The organism is Chromatiales bacterium 21-64-14 (assembly GCA_002255365.1).
GTDB lineage: Bacteria > Pseudomonadota > Gammaproteobacteria > 21-64-14 > 21-64-14 > 21-64-14.
The window spans coordinates 107,969-130,596 of record NCBI01000004.1; the positions used below are offsets into that span (position 1 = coordinate 107,969).

Sequence of the window (22,628 nt, forward strand, 5' to 3'; positions counted from 1 at the left end):
TCGGGCCGGGCGCGGGGGTCTACCCGCCGGCGCACCGGGAAGGTGCAGGGAGTGCCGGGGTGCGGCGGATCAGATCCCCCGGTACAGGGTCAGGTACTGTTGCGCGCTGCGTTTCCAGCTGAAGTCTTGCTGCATGCCGGTGCGCACCAGCTCCGGCCACTGGGTCCCCTTGCGGTAGTGGTCGAGGGCGCGTCCGACGGCGGCGTACAAGGCGTCGGCGCTGGACTCCTCGAACACGAATCCAGTGGCGCGCCGGGTCTTCATGGCCTTGTCATCCGCATCCACCACGGTGTCGGCGAGCCCGCCGGTGCGGCGTACCACCGGGACGGTCCCGTAGCGCAGACTGTACAACTGGTTCAGTCCGCAGGGCTCGAATCGCGAGGGCATCAGGAACAGATCGCAGCCGGCCTCGATTCCATGGGCGAGGGCCTCGTCGTATCCGTTGTGAACGGCCAGTTGCCCGGGGTAGTGGGCGGCGGCGGTGCGAAACGCCTTCTCGAAGCGCGGATCGCCGTTGCCCAGGATCACGAGTTGGAGGTCTTCCGCCATCAGGGCGGGCAGGGTGTCCAGAATCAGATCAATCCCCTTTTGCTCCACCATGCGCCCGATGTGTCCGAGCAGTGGGGTGCGTGGCGCGGCGGTGAGTCCGAGCTGCTTTTGCAGCGCCACCTTGTTCTGCTGCTTGCCCTGCATCGCGCGGCTGCTGTAGCGGTGTGGGATGAGGCCGTCCCGGGACGGATCCCAGGTCCGGTAGTCCACGCCGTTCAGGATCCCGGTCAGGTGCTCGGCGCGGCCTTGCAACACGCCTTCCAGGCCGCAGCCGAACTGCGGTGTGCATATCTCCCGCGCGTAGGACGGGCTCACGGTGGTCAGGCGGTCGGAGTAGACCAGCCCGCCTTTGATGAAGGAAAAGCCGCCGTAGAACTCCAGGGCGTGGATCGACCACCACTCCGGCGGCAATCCCAAATACTGAAATGCGTCCAAAGTGAAGACGCCCTGGTAGGCCAGGTTGTGGATGGTGAACACCGTTGCCGGGCGGCGCGGCGCGCGGATCAGCAGCGGTGGGATCAGGCCGGTCTGCCAATCGTGGCAGTGCACCACATCGGGTGCCCAGCTGAGCCCCGCTTGGTTGCGGGCCACCTCCACCACTGCGTGGCAGAACGTGGCGAAGCGCAGCGCGTTGTCGTACCACTCACGCCCTTGCGGATCGAGGTACGGGCCACCGCTACGGTCGAACAGCGCGGGGACGTCCACCAGGTAGACCGGCACCCCGTCCTCGGCCAGCGTAGCCTGGCGCAGGCGCACCGGTTCCGGTGCGCCCGGGACCGTGAATTCGGAGATCACCGCGGCGTCCGGCAGCCGTTCCAGGACCGCACGGTAGGCCGGGAGGATCAGCCGCACGTCCTGATGCAGCCGCCGCAGGGCACCGGGCAGGCTGCCCGCCACGTCGGCCAATCCGCCGGTCTTGATCAGGGGATGTGCCTCACTGGCGGCGAACAGGATCTTCATCACGGCGTGGCATCAATCCATTGGGGGAACCGGTGCGGTGCCCGCCGGCCCATAAACTTCGGAAGAACACCGCCCGATGTTTATACTACAATCGCCGGGACACGTCATGGCCGGTCGGCGCGGATCGCGGCTTCCGGGCGCCGGGCACCGGGACGTGGGCACCGCGCCGGTGCGGCCGATGGCCATCATTATGCGCTGCGCGCCGCATCTGCACGGAGGATATTTGTCGATGGTCGACGCTTGCACGTTTGTGATCTTCGGTGCCACCGGTAATCTGGCCCGCACTAAGCTGTTACCTGCACTCTATCACCTGGAGGTGGCGGGCCGGCTTCCCGAGGGCCAGACGGTGCTGGGGATCGGACGTCGCCCCTGGGACGCGGAACAATGGCGCGCCGAGGTGCGCGAGGCCCTCACCGGTAAGGCCCGGGGCGGTCTCGATAGCGCGGTGTTCGAGCGTTTTCAGCAGCGCCTGCACTATTTTCAGCTCGACCTCACGGACGCGGAGGCCTATCTGGGTCTCAAGCAGACCCTGCACGACACCGCCCAGTTCTCCGAGAATCTGGTCTTCTACATGGCGATCCGCCCCGCGGAGTTCAGCGTGGTTGCCGACAACTTGGCGCAGGCCGGGCTCAACGGCGAAGATGCGGGTTGGCGGCGCCTGGTGGTGGAAAAGCCCTTCGGCTATGACCTGGAGAGCGCGGAGCGGCTCGACGCGCGCCTGCACCGGGGTTTCCAGGAGGAACAGATCTATCGCATCGACCACTACCTGGGCAAGGGAACGATACAGAACGTGCTCGTGTTCCGCTTCGCCAACCTCATGTTGGAACCGCTCTGGAACCGCAACTACATCGACCACGTTCAGATCACCCATTCCGAGGCGCGTGGTGTGGAGGGACGCGCCGAGTACTATGAGGGCGCCGGCGCGCTGCGCGACATGATACAGAGTCATTTGCTCCAGATGCTGACCTTGGTCGCGATGGAGCCGCCTGCAAGCCTGGACGCGGAGTCGCTGCGCGACGAGAAGGTCAAGGTATTGCGCTCGATCCGTCCCATCCCCAAGAGCGCGGTCCACGCGCATGCGTTCCGTGCCCAGTACGCCCGTGGGCAGATGGGGGGCAAGAAGGTCCCCGGCTATCTGGAGGAGCCGGGGGTCGCGGCGCAGAGCACCACTGAGACCTTTGCGGCGCTGCGGCTTTACATTGATAACTGGCGCTGGCGCAACGTCCCGTTCTATTTGCGTACCGGCAAGCGCTTGGCGAAGGACAACTCGCTGATCTCCATTCGGTTCAAGCATCCACCCCAGCAGTTGTTCCGGGAGACCCAGATCGACCAGATCCGGCCCAACTGGCTGCTGATGAATATTCAGCCCAGCGAGTGTCTGCGCCTGGAACTTCAGGTCAAGGAACCTGGCCTGGAAATGCGCGCGCAGACTACCCGTATGGATGCCTCCTCCTGCGGGATCAATCTGACCGACCTGGACGCCTACGAAGCCCTGCTGCTGGATGTCATCGACGGCGACCACTCGCTGTTTCTGCGCTACGATGAAGTGGCGTGGGCGTGGCGGGTGGTGGATCCGATCCTCAAGGTGTGGTCGGTAGAGCGCGATTTCATTCACCCCTATCCAGCGGGTAGTTGGGGCGCCCAGGAGGCGAACCGGCTGTTCGAGCGGGACGACCAGCAGTGGCGGAACCTGCTGGATGAAGAAGAGGCACCGTAGGGTACCGGCACGCGGATCACGGACCCGATGGGTTGCCGCGGACCGATGCGGGGCCGCGCGCCATCTGGCGTGGCGGCGCTGGTTACATACAGCTATCAGGACGACTCATGACCTCACTGACGCGTTGTGATGCTTGGAAGGCCCTCAAGACCCATTTCCGGGAGATCGCGAAGGTCCACATGCGCGATTTGTTCCACGAAGACCCGCGCCGTTTCGAGCGTTTCTCCGTGCGCTTCGAGGATTTCTTGCTCGATTACTCCAAGAATCGCATCACTGGCGAGACCGTGGAGCTGCTGCTGGCCCTGGCCCGCGAGCGGGAGCTGCCGCGCTGGATCGAACGGATGTTCACCGGCGAGAAGATCAACACCACCGAGGGCCGCGCGGTGCTGCACGTGGCGCTGCGCAACCGTTCCAACCGACCGATCCGCGTGGACGGTGCCGACGTCATGCCCGAGGTCAACGCGGTGCTCGCCCACATGCGCCGTTTCACCGAGGCGGTGCGCGCGGCCCAGTGGCGCGGCTGTACCGGCGCGGCCATCACCGACGTGGTCAACATCGGTATCGGCGGCTCCGACCTCGGCCCGTTGATGGTGACCGAGGCGCTGCGGCCCTATGGGGGGCCCATTACCGCGCACTTCGTCTCCAACGTGGACGGCACCCATTTGGCGGAGACCCTGAAGGGGCTGCGCGCGGAGACCACGCTGTTCGTGGTGGCCTCCAAGACCTTCACCACCCAGGAGACCTTGATCAACGCCCATAGCGCGCGGCGCTGGTTTCTGGAGCACACCGGGGACGAGGCCGGCATCGCGCGCCATTTCGTGGCGGTGTCGACCAACCGGGAGGCGGTGAGCGCGTTCGGCATCGACCCCGAGAACATGTTCGAATTCTGGGATTGGGTCGGGGGACGCTACTCCCTGTGGTCCGCCATCGGGCTTTCCATCGCGCTCTACGTCGGCATGGACCGGTTCGAAGAGCTGCTGGACGGCGCGCACCGGATGGATGAACACTTCCGCGCCACGCCGCTGGAACGCAATCTGCCGGTGATACTCGGGGTGCTGGGCGTCTGGTACGGCGATTTCTTCGGGGCCCAGACCCACGCCCTGTTGCCCTATGATCAATACCTGCACCGCTTCCCGGCCTACTTCCAGCAAGGCGACATGGAGAGCAACGGCAAACGCGTCACCCGCGAGGGACGCCCGGTGGCTTATCAGACCGGCCCGATCCTGTGGGGCGAGCCCGGCACCAATGGCCAGCACGCCTTCTACCAGCTCATCCACCAAGGCACCGAACTGGTGACCGCGGACTTCATCGCCCCGATGGAGACACACAACCCCATGGGCGAGCATCATCGCATCCTGCTGTCGAACTTCTTCGCCCAGACCGAGGCGTTGATGCGCGGCAAGACCGAGGCGGAGGCGCGCGCCGAGCTGGAAGAGCAGGGGCTGTCCGGCCGCGCCCTGACGCGCCTGCTGCCCCACAAGGTCTTTCCCGGCAACCGGCCCACCAACTCTATCCTGTTCCGCAAACTCACGCCGCGCAGCCTCGGCACCCTGATCGCCCTCTACGAGCACAAGATCTTCGTGCAGGGCGTGATCTGGGGGATCAACTCGTTCGATCAATGGGGCGTGGAGTTGGGCAAGCAACTGGCCAAGGCGATCCTGCCGGAACTGGCGCCGGGCGCGCCGGTAGGGGCCCACGACGCTTCCACGCGGGCGCTGATCCAGTATTATCGGGATCATCAAGGACAGTAGTCGCAACGGTCGGCGGGACCCGGGCCGATTCCGTTACCGGTTCGACCCGAGGCTATGGTGGTCCGGACCCGTGCAGCGCAGCGCGCACGGCTGCCTCGAGCCCCCGGCTACCCGCGGATGCGCCCCTCACGGTCGAGCACCCAGCAGCGCGGATTGTGGGCAAACCCAAGTCGTTCGTAATAGGAATTGGCGGCGGGCGCTGCGACCAATATCAGCTTGCACCTTGGCCCCAGTTGCTCCTGCGTAATGGCTTGCAACCGCTTCCCGATGCCGCGGCCTTGATGCTCTTGATCGACTGCAAGATCCGAGAGATAGCAGGCGTAATGGAAATCCGTCATCGAGCGGGCGATTCCGACGAGCCGTTCACCATGCCTTCCATGCACGCCCGGTCTTCAACGGGGCGGCGTTCCGCCAGCGTGGAGCTGCGCAGCAATTCGATGAACTGGTCCGCCGATACCGGCGTATTGATCCCATATCGGATGTCCATGGTGTCCTCTGCATTTGTTGACGCGCACATCGGCGTATCAAACCCGCCGTTCGGGACGGTGGCGATTCGCCAGGTATCCGCTCGACCATAGTGCTATGGATTCTTTTCGAGCAACACGCGTTCAATGCGTCGATCCGGAATCAGCCACATCAGTGCGACAATGACATACAGGGCGACCGAAATCCACTGCGTCCAAAAGGCCGCGACAATAGCAACTACGTACAACGCCGGCGACAATTTGCCCTTCCAATCGCTTCCGATGGCCTCTTTTAGTATCGAGCTACCGCCCTGCGACGCAATAATTTTGGCCTGCAGTATCCAGTACGCGATCGCCGCCAAGAGTAAGATCACGCCATAGACGACGCATGGTACCTTGGCGAAATGATTCTCCCCCATCCAGCCGGTAGCGAATGGGATGAGGGATAGCCAGAACAGCAGGTGTATGTTGGCCCACAACATCGGACCGGTGACCTTGCGGCAGGTCTTCAGCATGTGGTGATGGTTGTTCCAATAAATACCGAGGTAGACAAAGCTCAACACATAGCTAAAGAACACCGGAATCAATGGCGAGAGCGCTTCAAAGGCGTCGCCATGAGGGACCTTCATTTCGAGCACCATGATTGTGATGATGATCGCAATCACGCCGTCGCTGAATGCTTCGAGTCGGTTCTTGTCCATCTTTAAATGCACTCACGGTGAGCGACTTCCGCCCATCAAGATTTTTGGTACTACAGGCGGCGAGACTATCAATGGCGGCCTCGGCGTTCTCCTCTGGGGTGGGGCACGATTTAGATCCGGGAGCCGGGCCTCAGATATTTTTTTCGACGATATTGGTTGGCTTCCCATCGATGCTGGCCTGATTCTTTTGCTTCCAATATTCCTCTATACCTTCCGCGCCCTTTTTTACGGCCCAGTCCCTCAACTGTTCGCGCTCCCCGGCGTAATCAAAAAACGGAACCCCCATCCCGCAGGACGTCTGCACCAGATCGACCGCAAGGTCGAAGATCTGCCGTGCGCCGGGGATAGGATCGAACAGAGAAAACAGGCCGCCCCAATCCTGGTCAGTTTTATGGATCACCCGTGCGCTTCCGTAAACACGCAGAATCATCGGATTGCCTTCGAAGGCGGCGAACATCATGGTCATCCGTGGGTTTTCCTGTACGTGAGCAGAGGTCTCATTGCCGCTGCCGGTAACGCTCAGCCACACCACACGGTTCGGATCCAGGATCCGGAGCGAGTCCATCCCTTTCGGTGAGATATTCACCCGGCCGTCCGCGGCCGCGGTACCGACGAAGAAGATCTTCTGATCTTCGATAAACAGTCGAAGCTTATCTGGGATCTCAGCGTATTTTTGGCCCATATCAATGTTTCCTGATAAATGACTGCCCGTGGACACCAGATCGGGATGGTGCCATTTAACTATGGGCGAGTTGCGGGATCAATGCATGAGGGGACAGCAGGCGCGGATACCGCACTGCGAAGCGGGACCATAGGGCCAGACCCGACTGACCACACGAGACCGGGCTTGGTGGCTGGGGCGAGACCGGTAGTTTGATGCTTCGGGCGCGCGCCCGTCTTGCTGACGTCGGTACGGTTGGTTGTAGAGGGCAGCCTCTTGCGCGCGGAGCAGCTGGGTAATGGCGTGATTCACGCGGCCGTGCTTGGGTAGGGATTAGAAGGCGAGCAGGGACCAATCGAGTTTCCGACCCTCCGCTCAAGTTCCGCCAAAACGGTCGTTGCTGAGGATGGCCGCAAAGATCTCCCGGTCAACATTGCCGCCCGATACGACTACGGCGACTTTGCGACCGGCGATCCGGGGCCGGTCCTGCGCGGCTGCCGCAACCGCGGCCGCGCCCGCGCCTTCGCAAACGTTGTGCGTGCACTCAAACAACATACGCATAGCTGCTGCGATTTCGTCATCCGTGACCTGAACTACGCGGTCGACGCCGTTCCAGATCACCTCCAACGCGGCCGGATCCGGGGTCCGACAGGCCATGCCATCGGCGAGCCGGGTAGTGGCCGGACGCTCGATCATGCGTCTGGCATGGAAGGATTCGGCATAGGCGGGGGCGTGAGCGGATACCACTCCGACGACCTTGGTCCGTAGACCCAGCGCGTCCCGGGCGGCGACCATTGCGCAAATGCCGGAGCCCAGCCCGATGGGCACGTAGACCACATCGATATCGGTGACCGCCGTCAACAGTTCCAGGCTGTAGGTGGCTACGCCGGTAACCAACAGCGGGTGCAGCGCTGGCACCATATGTAGCGCCCGCTCGCCGGCCAGCAGCTCTGCGTGCTCGCGCGCGGACTGGAAATCGTCGCCGTGCTCGATCAGCTCAACGCCAAGCGCGCACATCGCGGCGTTTTTTCCTATGCTGTTGCCATGGGGGACGACGATAGTGACCGGGATCCCGTAGCGGCGCGCAGCGAACGCGACGGATTGCCCATGATTCCCGCGGGTCGCGCTGATCACCCCACTGGGTGCCTTTCCATGCCGCGCAAGGTGCGCGAAGTAGACCAGCCCGCCGCGGATCTTGAAGGCACCCACAGGAGTATGGTTCTCATGTTTCACCCAAACTTCGGTGCCCAACCGATCGCAGAGCAGCGGCCAACAGTATTGCGGTGTAGGCGCCATGTCCGCATAGACGATGCGGGCAGCGGCTTCGATATCCTCAAGACCTAATTGCACAACCATGTCTCACTGAGAATTGGCGGAAACCGATGTATTTATCTGTGCCGGAATCTCGTTTTTTCTCGATTTGTTCGTGGTGTGAAAAATAACGCTGTCCCAGTCCCCCCCCCCAGATCCCCAAACAAGTCCAAGAATTGTACCTGAGGTCCGCGAGCGTCGGGTGCGGCGCCCGGTTTCGGATCGGATTAGGGCTTGACACAAGCATACCGACCGGTATGATAGCGCCCATGGTCACCCGCCAACCCGATCACACACGCTCCCGCCTTCTGGAGGCCGCCTTTGCGGAGATCCACCAGCAGGGGTTTCAGGGTGCCAGCCTGACGCGGATCCTGGAGGGTACTGGGCTGACCAAGGGGGCCCTGTACCACCACTTCCCGACCAAGCAGGAACTGGGTCTCGCGGTGGTGGACGAGGTGATCCACGAGCGCCTGGACGCGATCCTGTTCACGCCGTTGCGGCAGGGTGCGGATCCGATCGGGACGCTGTTGGCGCTGATCCGGGCGCGGGCGGCGGATGCGAGCCCGGCCACGGTACGGCTTGGATGCCCGCTCAACAATCTGATGCAGGAGATGAGTCCGGTCGACCCGCAGTTCCGGGCGCGATTGACCCGGGTGCTGGAGGATTGGACCGCTGCGGTGGAGAGTGCCCTGCGGCGCGGGCAGGCCCAGGGGCAGCTGCGCGCCGGGGTGGATTGCCGGGAAGCGGCCCTGTTCATCACCGCGGCCTGGGAAGGTTGTTTCGGGGTCTGCAAGAACCTCCAGTCGGTACCCGCGTTGACGGGGTGCCTGCGTCAGTTGGAGGGGTATGTGCGGGGGCTGTTGATGACGCCGTGACCGGGACGGTCATTTTCAGGCCTAAGTAAATACCGGGAAGTTGGTATGTAACCAGGCGATTTTCGTCTTATCCACGTACATCGAAGGAGTCGTGCCATGAGTCTGATCCAAACCGAAGATTCCAAGTCTCCCTCGGCCCGGGTGCGGGCCACCTACGCCCAGATCGAAAAGGCCTTCGGGCGGGTGCCCAACGCCATGGCGGTGTTCAGCGCCAGCCCGACGCTCCTCGAGCAGCAATGGGAGTCGATCCAGTACTACCGCAACCACCCGACCCTCGGTTTCCCGCTGCTGGCCATGATCCGGATGCTGGTCTCGCAGGAAAACCGCTGCGAGTATTGCGTCGGATTCAACGCCGCGATGCTGATGGAGGTCTGCGGGCTGAGCGCGGATCAGATCGCCGCGGTGAAGCGCGATCCTGCCAATGCGCCGTTGGAGGAGAAGGACCGCGCGATGCTGAACCTGGTGCTGAAGGCGGTCCATACGCCGCTCGAGGTGCAGGCCGCCGATCTGGATCGCGTGCGCGCGCTGGGTTGGCGCGACGGCGAGATCTTCGACGCGGTCGCGCACGGGGCCCGCAACCTGGCGGTGGATGTGATCTTCAACACCTTTAAGATCGACCGCGACTTCTGAGTTCAGTCCCGCGCTACCCGGTGGCGGTCCAGCGCCCAGGCCACGTGCTCGCGCACCAGTGCGGAAGGATGATCGGCACGGGCGCCGAGGGCCGCCACCACTTCCGGGGTGCCGGGGGCGTTGCCCAGGGCGACGGCCACGTTGCGTAGCCAGCGCTCGTGGCCGATGCGCCGAATCGGGCTGCCCTCGGTGCGCTCCAGGAACTCGGCCTCAGTCCAGGCGAACAGCGCGGTGAGGCCGGCGGCGTCGAGACCGTGGCGCGGCAGAAAATCGGTCTCCGGGGTCGGGCGCGCATAGCGGTTCCACGGGCACACCAGTTGGCAGTCGTCGCAGCCGTAGATGCGGTTGCCGATCGGTGCGCGCAGTTCCACCGGTATCGCACCGTGCAACTCGATGGTGAGATAGGCGATGCAGCGCCGCGCGTCGAGTTGATAGGGGGCGACGATGGCCCCAGTGGGACAGGCGTCGATGCACGCCTGGCAGGTGCCGCAGTGCGCGGTGGCGGGGGTGTCCACCGGCAGCGGCAGGTCGGTGTACAGTTCCCCCAGGAAGAACCAGGATCCGGTGTGGGTGGCGAGCAGGTTGGTGTGTTTGCCGATCCAGCCCAGCCCCGCCTTCTCGGCCAGGGCCTTCTCCAGCACCGGCGCGCTGTCCACGAACGCCCGGTATCCGAATGGACCGGTGACCACGGCGATGCGCTCCGCCAGGAGTTGCAGGCGCCGGCGCAGCACCTTGTGGTAGTCACGCCCCAGGGCGTAGCGCGACACATAGCCGCGCGTGGGGTCCGCCAGTACCGCTTCCGGATCGGCGCCCGCGGGTGGCCAGTACGCCATACGCGCGGAGATCACCCGCAGGGTCCCCGGCAACAGGTCCCCGGGGCGGCTGCGCCGCACGCCGTGGCGCGCCATGTAGCCCATCTCGCCGTGGCGCTCCTGGGCGAGCCAGTTCAACAGCCGTGTCTCCGCCGCGGCGAGGTCGGTGTTGGTGATGCCGACGGCCTCGAATCCCAGCTCCCGTCCCCACCGCCGGATGTCCGCGACGAGGGCGGCGGGGTCCAGGTTCGCGGGTGGTACACGAGCAGTGATGGATTTCGTTGGGGGGTTCACGCTATGTTCCAGAGTGGTATGCGTTGCGGCCCCTATTGTGGACGCGACGCCGGGGCGTGGGAACCCAAGCCGCCGGGCTCGGTTGCCACTGCGTTTCGCGATCCATAATCTGCGCAGGTAGGCCATGGAGACCTTTGATCCCGACCGATGCCTGTACCGCGCCGCCCAGGTGCGGGAACTGGACCGCATCGCCATTCAGGAGCACGGCATCGCCGGTTATACGCTGATGACGCGGGCCGGGGAGGCGGTGTTCGCCGTGCTCCGGGGGCGCTGGCCCCAGGCGCGGCGTCTGGCGGTAGTGTGTGGCGCCGGCAACAACGGCGGGGACGGCTACGTGGTGGCGCGGTGCGCATGCCAAGCGGGCTGGGACGTGCAGGTCCTGGAGCGGGCGGACCCGGCCCGGATTCAGGGCGACGCGGCCACCGCGCGGCGCGACTACCAGTCCGCGAACGGCACCCTGCACCGGTTCGAGGCCCAAGCGCTGGGAGGGGTGGATCTGATCGTCGATGCCGTTTTCGGCACCGGCCTGGAGCGCGAGGTGCAGGGGGAATGGCGTGCCGCGGTGGAGGCCATCAATGGGGCGGGGGTACCGGTGGTGGCGGTAGACATTCCTTCGGGCCTGCACGCCGATACCGGCGCGCCCCTGGGGGTTGCGGTGCGCGCCGCCGCCACGGTGACCTTCATCGGGCGCAAGGCGGGGCTTTATACCGGCGCGGGTCCGGAGTACTGCGGGGCACTGCACTTCGACGGACTGGGGATCCCCGCGGATGCCTATCGTCAGGTGGCACCCTGCGCCCTGCGTCTGGACCCGGCCGCGTTGGCGCGGCGGTTGCCCCGGCGCGGGCGCGCCGCCCACAAGGGGCGTTTCGGCCAGGTGCTGATCGTGGGCGGTGATCAAGGGATGGCCGGCGCCGCGTGCATGGCCGCGATGGCCGCGGCGCGGGTGGGCGCGGGTCTGGTCAGCGTGGCGACCCGTCCGGAGCACGCCGTGGCCCTCGGCGCCCGGTACCCGGAGTTGATGGTGCACGGGATTGAGGGCCGTGGACAACTTGCGCCGCTGTTGCGTGGCGCCACGGTGGTGGCCATCGGCCCCGGCCTGGGCCGTGGTCCCTGGGGCGCGGAGCTGTTGGCCGCGGTGTTGGAATCCGCCGTTCCCCTGGTGGTGGACGCGGACGCGCTGAACCGGCTGGCAGAGGAACCGGCGACGCGCGCGGACTGGGTGCTCACGCCCCACCCCGGGGAGGCGGCGCGGCTATTGGGGACCCCGACAGCGCAGGTGCAGAACGACCGGTATGCGGCGGCGCAGGCCATCACTGGGCGCTACGGCGGGGTGGTGGTGCTCAAGGGCGCAGGCACCTTGATCCACGGCAGTGGTGATGACGCGTCCCGGGTGGCGGAGGTGGGCAATCCGGGGATGGCCAGTGGCGGGATGGGCGACATGCTCACCGGCGTGATCGCGGGCCTGCGCGCGCAAGGGATCGGTCCGGCTGACGCCGCGGAGCTGGGTGTGTTTCTGCACGGCACTGCGGGGGACGCGGCGGCCCGGGCGCGCGGCGAGCGCGGGCTCATGGCTACCGATCTCTTGCCGGAACTGCACCGTCTTGCCAACCCGGACGCGTTTCCATGGAGCGCGTGATCGCCACGCCGGAGGCCATGGGTGCGCTGGGCGCGGCCCTGGCGGTGGCCTGCGGTCCCGGACTGCTGATCCGGCTCACTGGGGAACTCGGCACCGGCAAGACCACGCTGACGCGTGGCTTTCTGGCGGCCCTGGGCCACGCTGGGCCGGTGCGCAGTCCCACCTATACCCTGGTGGAGCCCTACGAGATCGGCAGGCACCGTGTGTATCACCTGGATCTCTATCGCGTGGCGGATCCGGAGGAGCTGGAATTCCTGGGGCTTCGAGACCTGCTGGATGGGGAGGCGGTGTGCCTGGTGGAGTGGCCGGAGCGGGCGGGAGCGGCCCTGCCCGCCGGCGACCTGACCCTGCATCTGGCCTACCGGTCGCCGGGACGCCAGGTCACCGTCACGGCCCAGAGCCCCGCGGGTCAAGGGGTCCTCGATCATCTGTGCCAGTGACGGCCATAGGTTCGAGGTTGTTTCTAAGGTTATCGCGTAGATAAAGCTCGTATCCTAACGATATAAATAAAAAAACTTGAAATTATCCGGCGGATGCGGCTACATTAGTAGGCCGTTGGCCGGGTGTTCCCACATGCGTTGGATTGCAGCAGCCCTGAGCATCGTGCTGACGCCTCCCGCATTCGCTGGAGGCGTGTCGGTTGCGGGTGCGCGCCTATGGGCGGCGCCAGACCATACCCGGGTGGTATTTCCGGTCAGCGGACCGGTAGACCACAGTCTGTTCACGCTGAAGCACCCCGATCGCGTGGTACTGGATCTCAAGAACGCGCGGCGCGCGCCTGGATTCGCGTCTCCCAGGGCGCCGGAAGGCGTCGTCACCCGGGTGCGCAGCGCGCCGCGCCACGGTACCGACCTGCGGGTGGTGCTGGAAGTAAAGTCCGCAGTCCGCCCGCGCAGTTTCCTGCTATCTCCAAGCCCTCCCTACGGCTACCGCCTGGTGGTGGATCTCTACAACGGGCCCGCACGGCCGGCGCGCGCGGTGATCACGGCGCCGAAGCGCGGTGGTGCGCCGCGCGACGTGATCGTCGCGGTGGATGCGGGTCATGGCGGTGAGGACCCGGGGGCACGCGGTCCCGGTGGCACCGAGGAGAAGAACGTCACCCTGGCCATCGCCCGCAAGCTCGCCGCGCTCATCGATCGCCAGCCCGGTATGCGCGCGGTGATGACCCGCACTGGCGATTATTACATCGGATTGCGCGAGCGCATGGATATGGCACGTCGTGCCAAGGCGGACCTGTTCATTTCCCTGCACGCCGACGCCTATCGCAATCGTCAGGCGCGCGGCGCTTCGGTATATATCCTGTCGCAACGGGGGGCCAGCAGCGAGGCGGCGCGCTGGTTGGCGCGCAGCGAGAACGCGTCGGACCGGGTGGGAGGCGTGGATCTCGAGGACAAGGGCCATATGCTGGCCTCGGTGCTGCTCGATCTGTCGCAGAGCGCCACCCTGGAGGCGAGTATGCAGGCGGCGCGCGACGTGTTGGGACAATTGGAACAAGTGGGTCGCGTGCATCGCCGGCGGGTGGAGCAGGCGGGGTTCATGGTGCTCAAGTCCCCGGACGTGCCCTCTATGTTGGTGGAGACTGCCTTCATCTCCAATCCGCGCGAAGAGCGCGAGCTGCGTAGCCCGCGCTACCAGATGCGTATCGCGCGGGCAGTGCTGCACGGGATCCGCCGCTACTTTGTTCAGCGTGCGCCGAGCGGGACCCGCTTCGCCAATCGGGAGCACGTGATCACGCCGGGGGAGACCCTATCGGTCATCGCGCAACGCTATCAGGTCACGATCCAGCGGCTGCGCGTGGCCAACGGGTTGAACAACGACCAGGTTCAGGTGGGCGAGGTGTTGCGCATCCCCATCGGGGGCGACGGCTAGCCGGTCCTCGCCGGCCCTTGGACGCGCATCCGGCGCCCCGGCGGGTGCGGGAGGCGCCGTTCGGTGGCAGAATGGAACCGGCCGCGCCCGCCCCGGGCGCCGGTCTCCGGCCGCGACCGGATCCGCCAGCCGGGCGTCCCATGCGCATACACCACCTGCCACCCCAACTGGTGAACCAGATCGCCGCCGGCGAGGTGATCGAACGCCCCGCGTCGGTGGTGAAGGAGTTGCTCGAGAACAGCCTCGATGCCGGCGCGCGGCACATCCACCTGGATGTGGAAGCGGGTGGGGTGCGCCTGCTTCGGGTGCGGGACGACGGGACCGGGATCGGGCGCGAGGACTTGGCGCTGGCCCTGGCCCGCCACGCCACCAGCAAGATCGCCACCCTGGAGGACCTGGAGCGGGTGGCCAGCCTCGGCTTCCGCGGCGAGGCGCTACCGAGCATTGCGTCGGTCGCGCGCCTGTTGATCACTTCCCGGGTGGCGGACTCGGAACTCGGCTACGCCTTGTGCGGCGATGGACGGGAGCTGCAGTCCGAACCCGCGCCGGCGCCCCATCCGGTGGGCACCACCGTGGAGGTGCGGGACCTGTTCTTCAATGTCCCGGCGCGGCGCAAATTCCTGCGCACCGAACGCACTGAATCCGGACACCTGGATGAGGTGGTGCGGCGCATCGCACTGAGCCGCTTCGATGTGGCGTTCCGGTGGCGGCACAACCAGCAGCCCGAGCGTTTGTTGCACGCCGCCGTGGGGCGTGCGGATCAGGAGCGGCGGGTGGCCGAGCTGTGCGGGGCGGGCTTCATTGAGCACGCGGTGCACGTGGACTTCGGCGCGGCGGGCCTCGGGCTTTCGGGGTGGATGGGTCTGCCCACCTTCTCCCGGGCGCAGGGCGACTTGCAGTATTTCTTTGTCAATGGGCGCGTGGTGCGCGATCGGATGATCTCCCACGCGGTGCGCCAAGCCTACACCGACGTGTTATACCATGGGCGCCACCCGGCCTTTGTGCTCTACCTGGAGCTGGATCCGGCGCTGGTGGACGTCAATGCACACCCCACCAAGCTGGAAGTGCGGTTCCGGGATGCGCGGCTGGTCCATGACTTCCTGTTTCGCAGCCTGCACAAGGCGCTGGCGGATTTGCGTCCGGCGGATGCGCCGCCGTCCGCGCCCGCCCTGGGCGGTGCGCCGCGTAGCGGGGACTGGGTGTCCCGGACGCCGCACCAGGGCGCGATGTCCCTGGCGGTTGCGGAGGCGGTGGAGACCTACGGCGCGCTGCATCCCGCCGCGCCGGCGCGGGCGGCGCCCGCGTCTGCGCTTACGCCCGCGCCGGAACTCATCCCACCCTTGGGCTTTGCCATCGCCCAACTACATGGGATCTATGTGCTGGCCGAGAACGCCCACGGCTTGGTGCTGGTGGACATGCACGCGGCCCACGAGCGCATCACCTACGAGCGGTTGAAGACGGACTGCGAGGAGGCCGGCCCTCAGGTGCAACCGCTGCTGGTACCGGTAACGGTGTCGGTCCGGGAGGTGGAGGCGGAACTGGCCGAGGCGCATCGGGACGCCTTGGCCGGATTCGGGCTGGAACTGGACCGTCTTGGACCGGGGACCGTGCGGGTGCGCGGGGTACCGGCGCTGTTGGCGGATACCGACGTCGCCGCCCTGGTGGGGGACGTGCTCGCGGATCTCGCGGTTCATGGGACCACCCGGCGGGTCGAGGCGCTGCGGGATGCCCTGCTGTCCACCATGGCTTGCCACGGCGCGGTGCGTGCCCACCGGCGCCTTACGCTCCCCGAAATGAACGCCCTGCTGCGCGACATGGAGCGCACCGAGCGTGCCGGGCAGTGCAATCACGGGCGACCCACTTGGGTCGAAGTGCCGTTGGCGGAATTGGATCGATTATTCCTGCGCGGCCGGTAAACCGAGGCCGTTCTGGGCGCACCGGCCCATACCCGCGATAGTCATCGCCACCTGGTACACGAGACCCAACCTTGTCCCTACCCACCGCTTTGTCCGACGCGCCCCCGGTGCTGTTTCTGATGGGGCCCACCGCCACCGGCAAGACCGCCCTGGCGGTGGAGCTGGCGCGCCGCCTGCCCTGCGACATCATCAGTGTGGATTCGGCTCAGGTGTATCGGGGAATGGACATCGGCACCGCGAAGCCCGGCCCCGATATCCTGGGGATAGTACCGCACCGGCTGATCGATATCCTGGACCCGGCTCAGGCCTACTCCGCCGGGCGCTTCTGCCTTGATGCTGCGCACGAGATCCGCGCCATCCGTCGCGCGGGCCGTATCCCGCTTCTGGTTGGGGGCACCATGCTGTATTTCCACGCCCTCCAGTTCGGATTGGCGGAACTGCCCGCAGCGGACCCGGCGACCCGGGCCCGGATCGAGGGCCAGGCCCGGGAGCACGGCTGGGGCGCACTCCACCGCCGGCTGGAACAGGTGGATCCACGCGCGGCGCACCGCATCCATCCTAACGACCCGCAACGGATCCAGCGCGCCCTGGAGGTGCATGCGCTCACCGGCACCCCCCTTACGGAACTCCAGGCGCGCCGCGTGGTTCCAATACTGGGTCTGCCCGTGGTCAAGGTCGCGCTGGCGCCTTCCGACCGCGGCGCGTTGCACCAGATCATCGATGCGCGTTTTCACGCCATGTTGCGGGGGGGGTTTACGGACGAAGTGGAACAGTTGCGCCGGCGCGGTGATCTGGACTTGAATCGGCCCGCCTTGCGGGCGGTCGGCTACCGGCAGGTCTGGGAATACTTGGAAGGACGGCTTACTCACGCCGAGATGACCTGCCGCGCGGTGGTGGCCACACGCCAGCTCGCCAAGCGTCAGCTCACTTGGCTCCGGGGCCAGGACGACGCCGTAGTGGTGGACAGCCTGTCTGCGGATCGGCTGGACAAGTTGTTGAATGCGTTACGTGAGAGAAAGATTCTGGGGTAGTCTAACCCGCGGGTATGCTACAATTTTATGGACGTCTCCGTGACCACGGGAGCGACAGAAATTGACGAATGTAGAGAACGATAAAAGGAGAACCCACATGGCTAGAGGGCAGTCATTGCAAGAGCCTTTCCTCAATGCCTTGCGCAAGAGTCGAGTGCCCGTGTCCATTTATCTGGTGAATGGGATCAAGCTTCAGGGGCAGATCGAGTCTTTTGACCAATTCGTGGTCCTTTTGAAGAATAGCGTCAGCCAGATGGTGTACAAACACGCCATCTCCACGGTGGTGCCGTCACGCAACGTGAAGTTCGCGAGCGTTGACGCTGACGACAACGCCCCGCCGGAGCCTGGCAACGCTTGAGGTTCGAATGAACGTCAGCGGGAGTGGTGGGACTGTTGTTTGACCGGCCGCAGCGCGGCGAGTCCGCCGTGCTCGTGCATCTGGAGCTGCGGGCCGAGCAGGATCGCGAGCAGCTCCAGGAGTTCAAGGAATTGGCTGCCTCCGCTGGGGCGCGGACGGTGGCTGTGATCACGGCCAGCCGCAGTGCGCCGGATCCCCGCTATTTTGTGGGCAGCGGCAAGGCAGAAGAGATCCGCGGCTGCGTGCGCGATACCGGCGCGGACGTGGTGTTGTTCAATCATGCACTGAGCCCTAGTCAGGAGCGCAATCTGGAGGCCCTGCTGAAGTGCCGGGTGCTGGACCGGACCGGGCTCATCCTGGATATCTTCGCGCAGCGCGCCCATTCCTTCGAAGGCAAGCTCCAGGTGGAACTGGCCCAGCTTCAGCACTTGTCCACCCGGCTAGTGCGGGGTTGGACTCACTTGGAACGGCAGAAGGGTGGCATTGGGCTGCGCGGTCCGGGCGAGACGCAGCTGGAGACTGACCGCCGCCTGATCGGTGTCCGCATCAAGGCCCTCGGACAGCGCCTGCACAAGCTGCAGCGCCAGCGGGCCCAGGGCCGGCGGGCGCGCCTCCGTGCCGAGGTACCGACCGTTTCTTTAGTTGGCTATACCAACGCTGGTAAATCCACCTTGTTCAATCGGCTGACCGGGGCCGGTGTGTTTGCAGCGGATCAATTGTTCGCGACCCTCGACCCCACCCTCCGGCGCTTGGAACTTCCCGCGGGCGCGCCCGCGGTACTGGCGGACACCGTCGGTTTCATTCGCCACCTTCCCCATGACCTGGTGGCGGCATTCCGGTCCACGCTGGAGGAGACCCGCGACGCCACGCTGCTGCTCCACGTCATCGATGCCGGCCACGAGGAGCGCGATTCCTGCGTGGAACAGGTCAACCGGGTGCTGGAGGAGATCGGTGCCGGTGAGTTGCCCCAGATCGAGGTCTACAACAAGATCGATCTGGGGGGGGCAGCGCCACGTTTGGAGCGTGATGCCGAAGGACGGGTGCGGCGCGTCTGGCTCTCGGCGGTAACCGGCGCCGGGCTGGACCTGTTGCGCGGGGCGATCGCCGAGCATCTCCACCGGCGTTCCTTCGAGGGTCCGCTGCGTCTGCCGTCCTACGCCGGGCGCCTGCGGGCCCGCCTCTACGCCCTCGGCGCCGTGCGCAGCGAGCGGATCGGGTCCGACGGGGCCTGGCTCCTGGAGATTCGGCTGCCGCTGCGGGAACTGGCCGCGCTGCGCGGTGAGGATGAAATCGCCGGCAAATTGCTCCCGGGACCCGAATTCCTTGCGGGCGCGGCACTTGCCTCCTAAAATGCCCCTTTCCCGTTGACCGTTCCTGACGGCATCGCCCTATCCCCGGACGCGGATTGACCTTGGAGTGACCCATGGCGTGGAATGAGCCCGGCGGCGGCAAGGATCCCTGGGGCAATCGTGGCGATCATGGCCCCCCCGACCTCGACGAAGTGATCCGCAAGCTGCAGCGGCGTCTCGGCGCCCTGTTCGGTGGCCGGCGTTCTGGCGGCGGGAGCAGTGGCGGTGGGAGTGCGTCGACGCGGCTCGGGAGTTCGTTCAGCTTTGGTTTCCTGCTGCTGGTACTGCTCGCCCTGTGGGCCCTGTCCGGGATCTATATCGTGGACCAGGCGGAGCGCGGCGTGGTGCTACGTTTCGGCAAGTATGTGACCACCACTATGCCGGGTCCCCACTGGCATATTCCCTACCCCATCGAGCAGGTCGACAAGGTCAACGTGGCGCGTATTCGCACCGCGCAGCTCGGTTCGCGGGCGGGCGAGGGGGGGAGCGACGCGGGACTGGGTGGCCAGAAGGCACTGATGCTCACCCAGGATGAGAACATCGTCGATGTGGAGTTGGAGGTGCAGTACCGGGTCAAGGACGCACGCGACTATCTGTTCAATGTGCGCGATCCGGATGTCGTCCTGCAGCAAGTCGCCGAGAGTGCCCTGCGCGAAGCGGTGGGCAGGAGCACCATGGACTTTGTGATCACCACTGGACGCAGCCAAGTGGTGGCGAAGACCGAGACCCTGATTCAGCGCATCCTGGACCACTACGGCACGGGGCTGGAGGTCACCAGTGTGAACATGCCCTATGCGCAGCCGCCGGACCAGGTGAAATCCGCGTTTGACGACGCGATCAAGGCGCGCGAGGACGAGCAGCGCTACAAGAACGAGGCGGAGGCCTACGCCAACGGGATCATTCCGGTGGCACGCGGCGAGGCGGCGCGACGCCGTCAGGACGCCGAGGGGTACAAGGCAAGCGTGGTGGCAGAGGCGACCGGGCGCGCCAGCCGCTTCCTGCAGATGCTGAAGGCTTACCGCAAGGCCCCGGCGGTGACCCGCGAGCGTCTCTATTTGGATACTATGCAGTCGGTGCTCGGAAATTCCACCAAGGTATTGTTGGACGTGAAGAGCGGCAACAACGTGTTTTATCTGCCCCTGGACCGGCTTCCGCGTCCTGGGGCCGCCAGCGTGACACCGCCGGCCGCTGGTTCTAGTACCGATGACAACGGATCCGCCCATAAAAAGGGGGCATCGGACGAATCACGCGGACGCGATGTTCGTAGCCGGGAGGTGCGCTGATGGGACAGTCGAAAGCCATTGGGCTGATCCTGGTTCTGGTGCTGGTCGTGCTGGCGATGAATTCCGTATATACCGTGGACCAGCGGCAACGCGCGGTGTTGTTCCGCCTCGGGGAGATTGTGCGCACCGACCTCAAACCGGGGTTGCACTTCAAGATCCCGTTTTACAACAAGGTGCGCAAATTCGACGCACGTTTGCTGACCCTCGATGCGCAGCCGGAGCGGCTGCTCACCAGCGAGAAAAAGAACGTCATCGTGGACTCGTTTGTCATGTGGCGGATCAGTAACCCGGCTACGTTCTACAAGGCCACTGGTGGCGATGAATTGCAGGCTGCCGCACGCCTGGATCAGATCATCAAGAACGGGTTGCGCGACGAGTTCGGCGTGCGGACCATCCAGGACGTGGTATCGGGCGAGCGTTCCCAGGTCATGAGCGCCATGACCCAGCTCGCCAACGAGAAGGCCGCCGGCTTGGGGATCACCATCGTCGACGTACGTATCAAGCGGATCAATCTGCCCAAGGAAGTCAGCCAGTCGGTGTTCCAACGCATGAAGGCCGAGCGTGAACGGGTCGCCCGGGACTTCCGTTCCCGTGGCCAGGAGGCGGCCGAACGCATCCGTGCCGAGGCCGATCGTCAGCGCACTGTGATCCTGGCGGAGGCCAATCGGGACGCCGACGAGACCCGCGGCGCCGGTGACGCGGCCGCCACGGCGATCTATGCCAAGGCCTACGAGCAGGATCCCGAGTTTTACGCCTTTTACCGGAGCCTGCGTACCTACCGGAAGGTGTTTGGGAACAAGGATAATTTATTGGTGCTGCAGCCCAACGGCGAGCTGTTCCGCTACTTCAACGAGGCCGGCGGCAAGCGCTGACCCGCCGGTTCGCTGCGGTGTCGGGTTTGCTTTGGTGCCCGGTGGCCCTCGAGGTCCATCCATGTGGCATGATCTGCTCACCGCGTTCGCGCTGATGCTGGTGATCGAAGGAATCCTGCCCTTCATCAATCCCGAAGCGCTGCGCCGGACCTTGCTGCAGGTAGCGCAGCTCGATGCCCGGGTGCTGCGGATCGGTGCTCTGGTGAGCATGGTGTCGGGTGTAGTGCTGCTGTACCTCGTGCGGTAAGCAACCCGTCCAATCGCGTTAACAGGCCCTAGCACATGACCGACCAGGACCGCTGGCTGTTGCCGGAAGGCATCGAGGAATTGCTCCCGCCCTGGGCCGAACGCCTGGAACGGCTGAGCCGCGCGCTGCTGGATCTGTACCGGAGCTGGGGGTACGAGCGGGTCATGCCGCCCCTGATCGAATACCTGGAGTCGCTGCTGACCGGGACCGGCAACGATCTGGATCTCCAGACCTTCAAGTTGACGGATCAGCTCACCGGCCGGCTGATGGGCGTGCGCGCGGACATCACGCCCCAGGTGGCGCGCATCGACGCCCATCGCCTGAACCGGGATACGCCCACTCGTCTGTGCTACCTGGACCGGGTGCTGCGCACCCGGCCGGAGGAACCGGGTGGGCCGCGCAGTCCGCTCCAGGTCGGGGTGGAGCTCTACGGGCACTCCGGGATCGAGAGCGACGTGGAGGTCCTGTGCCTGATGCTGGAGACCCTGGAACTCACCGGCGTGTCCCAAGTGCATGTCGATCTTGGCCATGTGGGCATCTTCCGTGGCCTAGCCCGGGCGGCCGGGCTGGACGCGGAACAGGAGGTTGCTTTGTTCGACGCGCTCCAGCGCAAGGCGCTGCCGGAAATCCGGGAGCAGTTGGGGCGCTGCGGGATCGACGCGGAACAACGGCGCATGCTCGCGGGCCTCGCCGGTTGGAACGGCGACGAGGGGTGTCTCGCCGAGGCGGAGCAGGGCTTGCGCGGCGCCGGTACCGACGTCCTGGAGGCGCTCGGGGAACTGCGCGTCATTGCCACCGCCCTGCGCACCCGGTGGCCCAATTTGCCCATGTACTTCGATCTGGCGGAGTTGCGTGGCTATCACTACCAGACCGGGGTGGTATTCGCCGCCTTCACCCCGGGCCGCGGCCAGGAGGTGGCCCGCGGCGGGCGTTATGACGACATCGGCCGGGTGTTCGGCCGTGCGCGGGCGGCCACCGGCTTCAGCGCTGATCTGCAGCAGTTGATGTCCATGGCCCAGACTTCAGGGGAGCCGCAGGGTCCGGGCGCCATCTTCGCGCCCTGGGGCGACGCCCCGGGATTGCAGGCGCGGGTGCGGGAACTGCGCGCCGCGGGCGAGCGGGTGATCGGCGCGCTGCCGGGACAGCACGGCGGAGCGGCGGACCTGGGTTGTGACCGGGTGCTGGTCAAGCGGGACGGCGTTTGGGTCGTGGAACTCGGCGGCGGCTGAGCCGCTCGGAGCGCCAATGGCGTCGGCGGGGGGTGCCCCGCGTCCGCTCTTGGCGTAGTATCCCGTCCCGGCGCGACCGGCGCGGGGCGACGAGATTCATCGGATTCCGGGAA

General features: G+C 65.7%; 20 protein-coding genes and 1 pseudogene. 15 read left to right on the forward strand and 6 right to left on the reverse strand.

The features are described 5' to 3' along the window. Window positions 1-69: 69 nt before the first annotated feature. Window positions 70-1,509 carry a starch synthase gene (locus tag B7Z66_04025; GenBank protein ID OYV77567.1) on the reverse strand — a complete coding sequence of 480 codons (1,440 nt, stop codon included), beginning with the start codon at window positions 1,507-1,509 and terminating at the stop codon, window positions 70-72. A 229-nt stretch (window positions 1,510-1,738) separates the two neighbouring features. Here B7Z66_04025 and B7Z66_04030 point away from each other — a divergent pair, with 229 nt between their 5' ends. Continuing rightward, window positions 1,739-3,226 carry a glucose-6-phosphate dehydrogenase gene (locus B7Z66_04030; protein OYV77646.1) on the forward strand — a complete coding sequence of 496 codons (1,488 nt, stop codon included), beginning with the start codon at window positions 1,739-1,741 and terminating at the stop codon, window positions 3,224-3,226. A 107-nt stretch (window positions 3,227-3,333) separates the two neighbouring features. Then, window positions 3,334-4,977: a glucose-6-phosphate isomerase gene (locus tag B7Z66_04035; protein OYV77568.1), complete on the forward strand. Its 1,644-nt coding sequence runs from the start codon at window positions 3,334-3,336 to the stop codon at window positions 4,975-4,977. Window positions 4,978-5,084: 107 nt separating this feature from the next. Here the strand turns inward: B7Z66_04035 and B7Z66_04040 are convergent. The 4 genes and pseudogenes from B7Z66_04040 to B7Z66_04055 form a co-directional block, all read right to left on the reverse strand. After that, window positions 5,085-5,464, reverse strand: a pseudogene (locus B7Z66_04040) (GNAT family N-acetyltransferase). 93 nt (window positions 5,465-5,557) lie between these two features. Beyond that, a complete protein-coding gene (locus tag B7Z66_04045) occupies window positions 5,558-6,142 on the reverse strand; it encodes a hypothetical protein (GenBank protein ID OYV77569.1) in 585 nt (194 codons plus the stop codon). A 130-nt stretch (window positions 6,143-6,272) separates the two neighbouring features. Next, complete coding sequence (locus tag B7Z66_04050) at window positions 6,273-6,824, reverse strand: pyridoxamine 5'-phosphate oxidase (GenBank protein ID OYV77570.1); 552 nt, start codon at window positions 6,822-6,824, stop codon at window positions 6,273-6,275. Between the two features lie 354 nt (window positions 6,825-7,178). Next, a complete protein-coding gene (locus B7Z66_04055) occupies window positions 7,179-8,159 on the reverse strand; it encodes a hypothetical protein (GenBank protein ID OYV77571.1) in 981 nt (326 codons plus the stop codon). A gap of 212 nt (window positions 8,160-8,371) precedes the next feature. Between B7Z66_04055 and B7Z66_04060 the strand changes: the two genes are divergently transcribed. Both B7Z66_04060 and B7Z66_04065 read left to right on the forward strand, forming a co-directional pair. Further along, window positions 8,372-8,989 carry a TetR family transcriptional regulator gene (locus B7Z66_04060; GenBank protein OYV77572.1) on the forward strand — a complete coding sequence of 206 codons (618 nt, stop codon included), beginning with the start codon at window positions 8,372-8,374 and terminating at the stop codon, window positions 8,987-8,989. Between the two features lie 96 nt (window positions 8,990-9,085). Next, window positions 9,086-9,619 (forward strand): hypothetical protein, encoded by a 534-nt coding sequence (locus B7Z66_04065; GenBank protein ID OYV77573.1) that lies wholly within the window; start codon window positions 9,086-9,088, stop codon window positions 9,617-9,619. Window positions 9,620-9,621: 2 nt separating this feature from the next. On the opposite strand, the gene B7Z66_04070 is transcribed toward B7Z66_04065, so the two are convergent. Further along, the gene (locus B7Z66_04070; protein ID OYV77574.1) at window positions 9,622-10,851 is read right to left on the reverse strand and encodes a tRNA epoxyqueuosine(34) reductase QueG; all 1,230 of its coding nucleotides are present in this window, start codon (window positions 10,849-10,851) and stop codon (window positions 9,622-9,624) included. Between B7Z66_04070 and B7Z66_04075 the strand changes: the two genes are divergently transcribed. The 11 genes from B7Z66_04075 to B7Z66_04125 all read left to right on the forward strand — a co-directional run bounded on the left by B7Z66_04075 (window position 10,850) and on the right by B7Z66_04125 (window position 22,515). Then, a complete protein-coding gene (locus B7Z66_04075; protein ID OYV77575.1) occupies window positions 10,850-12,361 on the forward strand; it encodes a bifunctional ADP-dependent NAD(P)H-hydrate dehydratase/NAD(P)H-hydrate epimerase in 1,512 nt (503 codons plus the stop codon). The two genes, B7Z66_04070 and B7Z66_04075, sit on opposite strands and share 2 nt — an antisense overlap. Further along, window positions 12,349-12,801, forward strand: coding sequence for a tRNA (adenosine(37)-N6)-threonylcarbamoyltransferase complex ATPase subunit type 1 TsaE (locus tag B7Z66_04080; GenBank protein OYV77576.1), 453 nt, complete (start codon window positions 12,349-12,351; stop codon window positions 12,799-12,801). The genes B7Z66_04075 and B7Z66_04080 overlap by 13 nt, the downstream gene beginning before the upstream one ends. 133 nt (window positions 12,802-12,934) lie before the next feature. After that, window positions 12,935-14,230, forward strand: coding sequence for an N-acetylmuramoyl-L-alanine amidase (locus B7Z66_04085; GenBank protein ID OYV77577.1), 1,296 nt, complete (start codon window positions 12,935-12,937; stop codon window positions 14,228-14,230). 140 nt (window positions 14,231-14,370) lie between these two features. Then, complete coding sequence (mutL, locus tag B7Z66_04090) at window positions 14,371-16,146, forward strand: DNA mismatch repair protein MutL (GenBank protein OYV77578.1); 1,776 nt, start codon at window positions 14,371-14,373, stop codon at window positions 16,144-16,146. Window positions 16,147-16,235: 89 nt separating this feature from the next. Beyond that, window positions 16,236-17,177, forward strand: a complete 942-nt coding sequence (locus B7Z66_04095) for a tRNA (adenosine(37)-N6)-dimethylallyltransferase MiaA (GenBank protein OYV77579.1) — start codon at window positions 16,236-16,238, stop codon at window positions 17,175-17,177. 97 nt (window positions 17,178-17,274) lie between these two features. Then, on the forward strand, window positions 17,275-17,535 hold the full coding sequence (locus B7Z66_04100) for an RNA chaperone Hfq (GenBank protein OYV77580.1): 261 nt from the start codon (window positions 17,275-17,277) through the stop codon (window positions 17,533-17,535). 35 nt (window positions 17,536-17,570) lie between these two features. Further along, window positions 17,571-18,884, forward strand: coding sequence for a GTPase HflX (locus B7Z66_04105; GenBank protein ID OYV77647.1), 1,314 nt, complete (start codon window positions 17,571-17,573; stop codon window positions 18,882-18,884). Window positions 18,885-18,958: 74 nt separating this feature from the next. Then, window positions 18,959-20,167 (forward strand): HflK protein, encoded by a 1,209-nt coding sequence (locus tag B7Z66_04110; protein OYV77581.1) that lies wholly within the window; start codon window positions 18,959-18,961, stop codon window positions 20,165-20,167. Next, window positions 20,164-21,039 carry an HflC protein gene (locus B7Z66_04115; GenBank protein OYV77582.1) on the forward strand — a complete coding sequence of 292 codons (876 nt, stop codon included), beginning with the start codon at window positions 20,164-20,166 and terminating at the stop codon, window positions 21,037-21,039. Before B7Z66_04110 ends, B7Z66_04115 begins: the two co-directional genes overlap by 4 nt. Window positions 21,040-21,100: 61 nt before the next feature. Beyond that, on the forward strand, window positions 21,101-21,286 hold the full coding sequence (locus B7Z66_04120; protein OYV77583.1) for a hypothetical protein: 186 nt from the start codon (window positions 21,101-21,103) through the stop codon (window positions 21,284-21,286). A 35-nt stretch (window positions 21,287-21,321) separates the two neighbouring features. After that, window positions 21,322-22,515 carry an ATP phosphoribosyltransferase regulatory subunit gene (locus tag B7Z66_04125; protein OYV77584.1) on the forward strand — a complete coding sequence of 398 codons (1,194 nt, stop codon included), beginning with the start codon at window positions 21,322-21,324 and terminating at the stop codon, window positions 22,513-22,515. The last annotated feature ends 113 nt before the right edge of the window (window positions 22,516-22,628 follow it).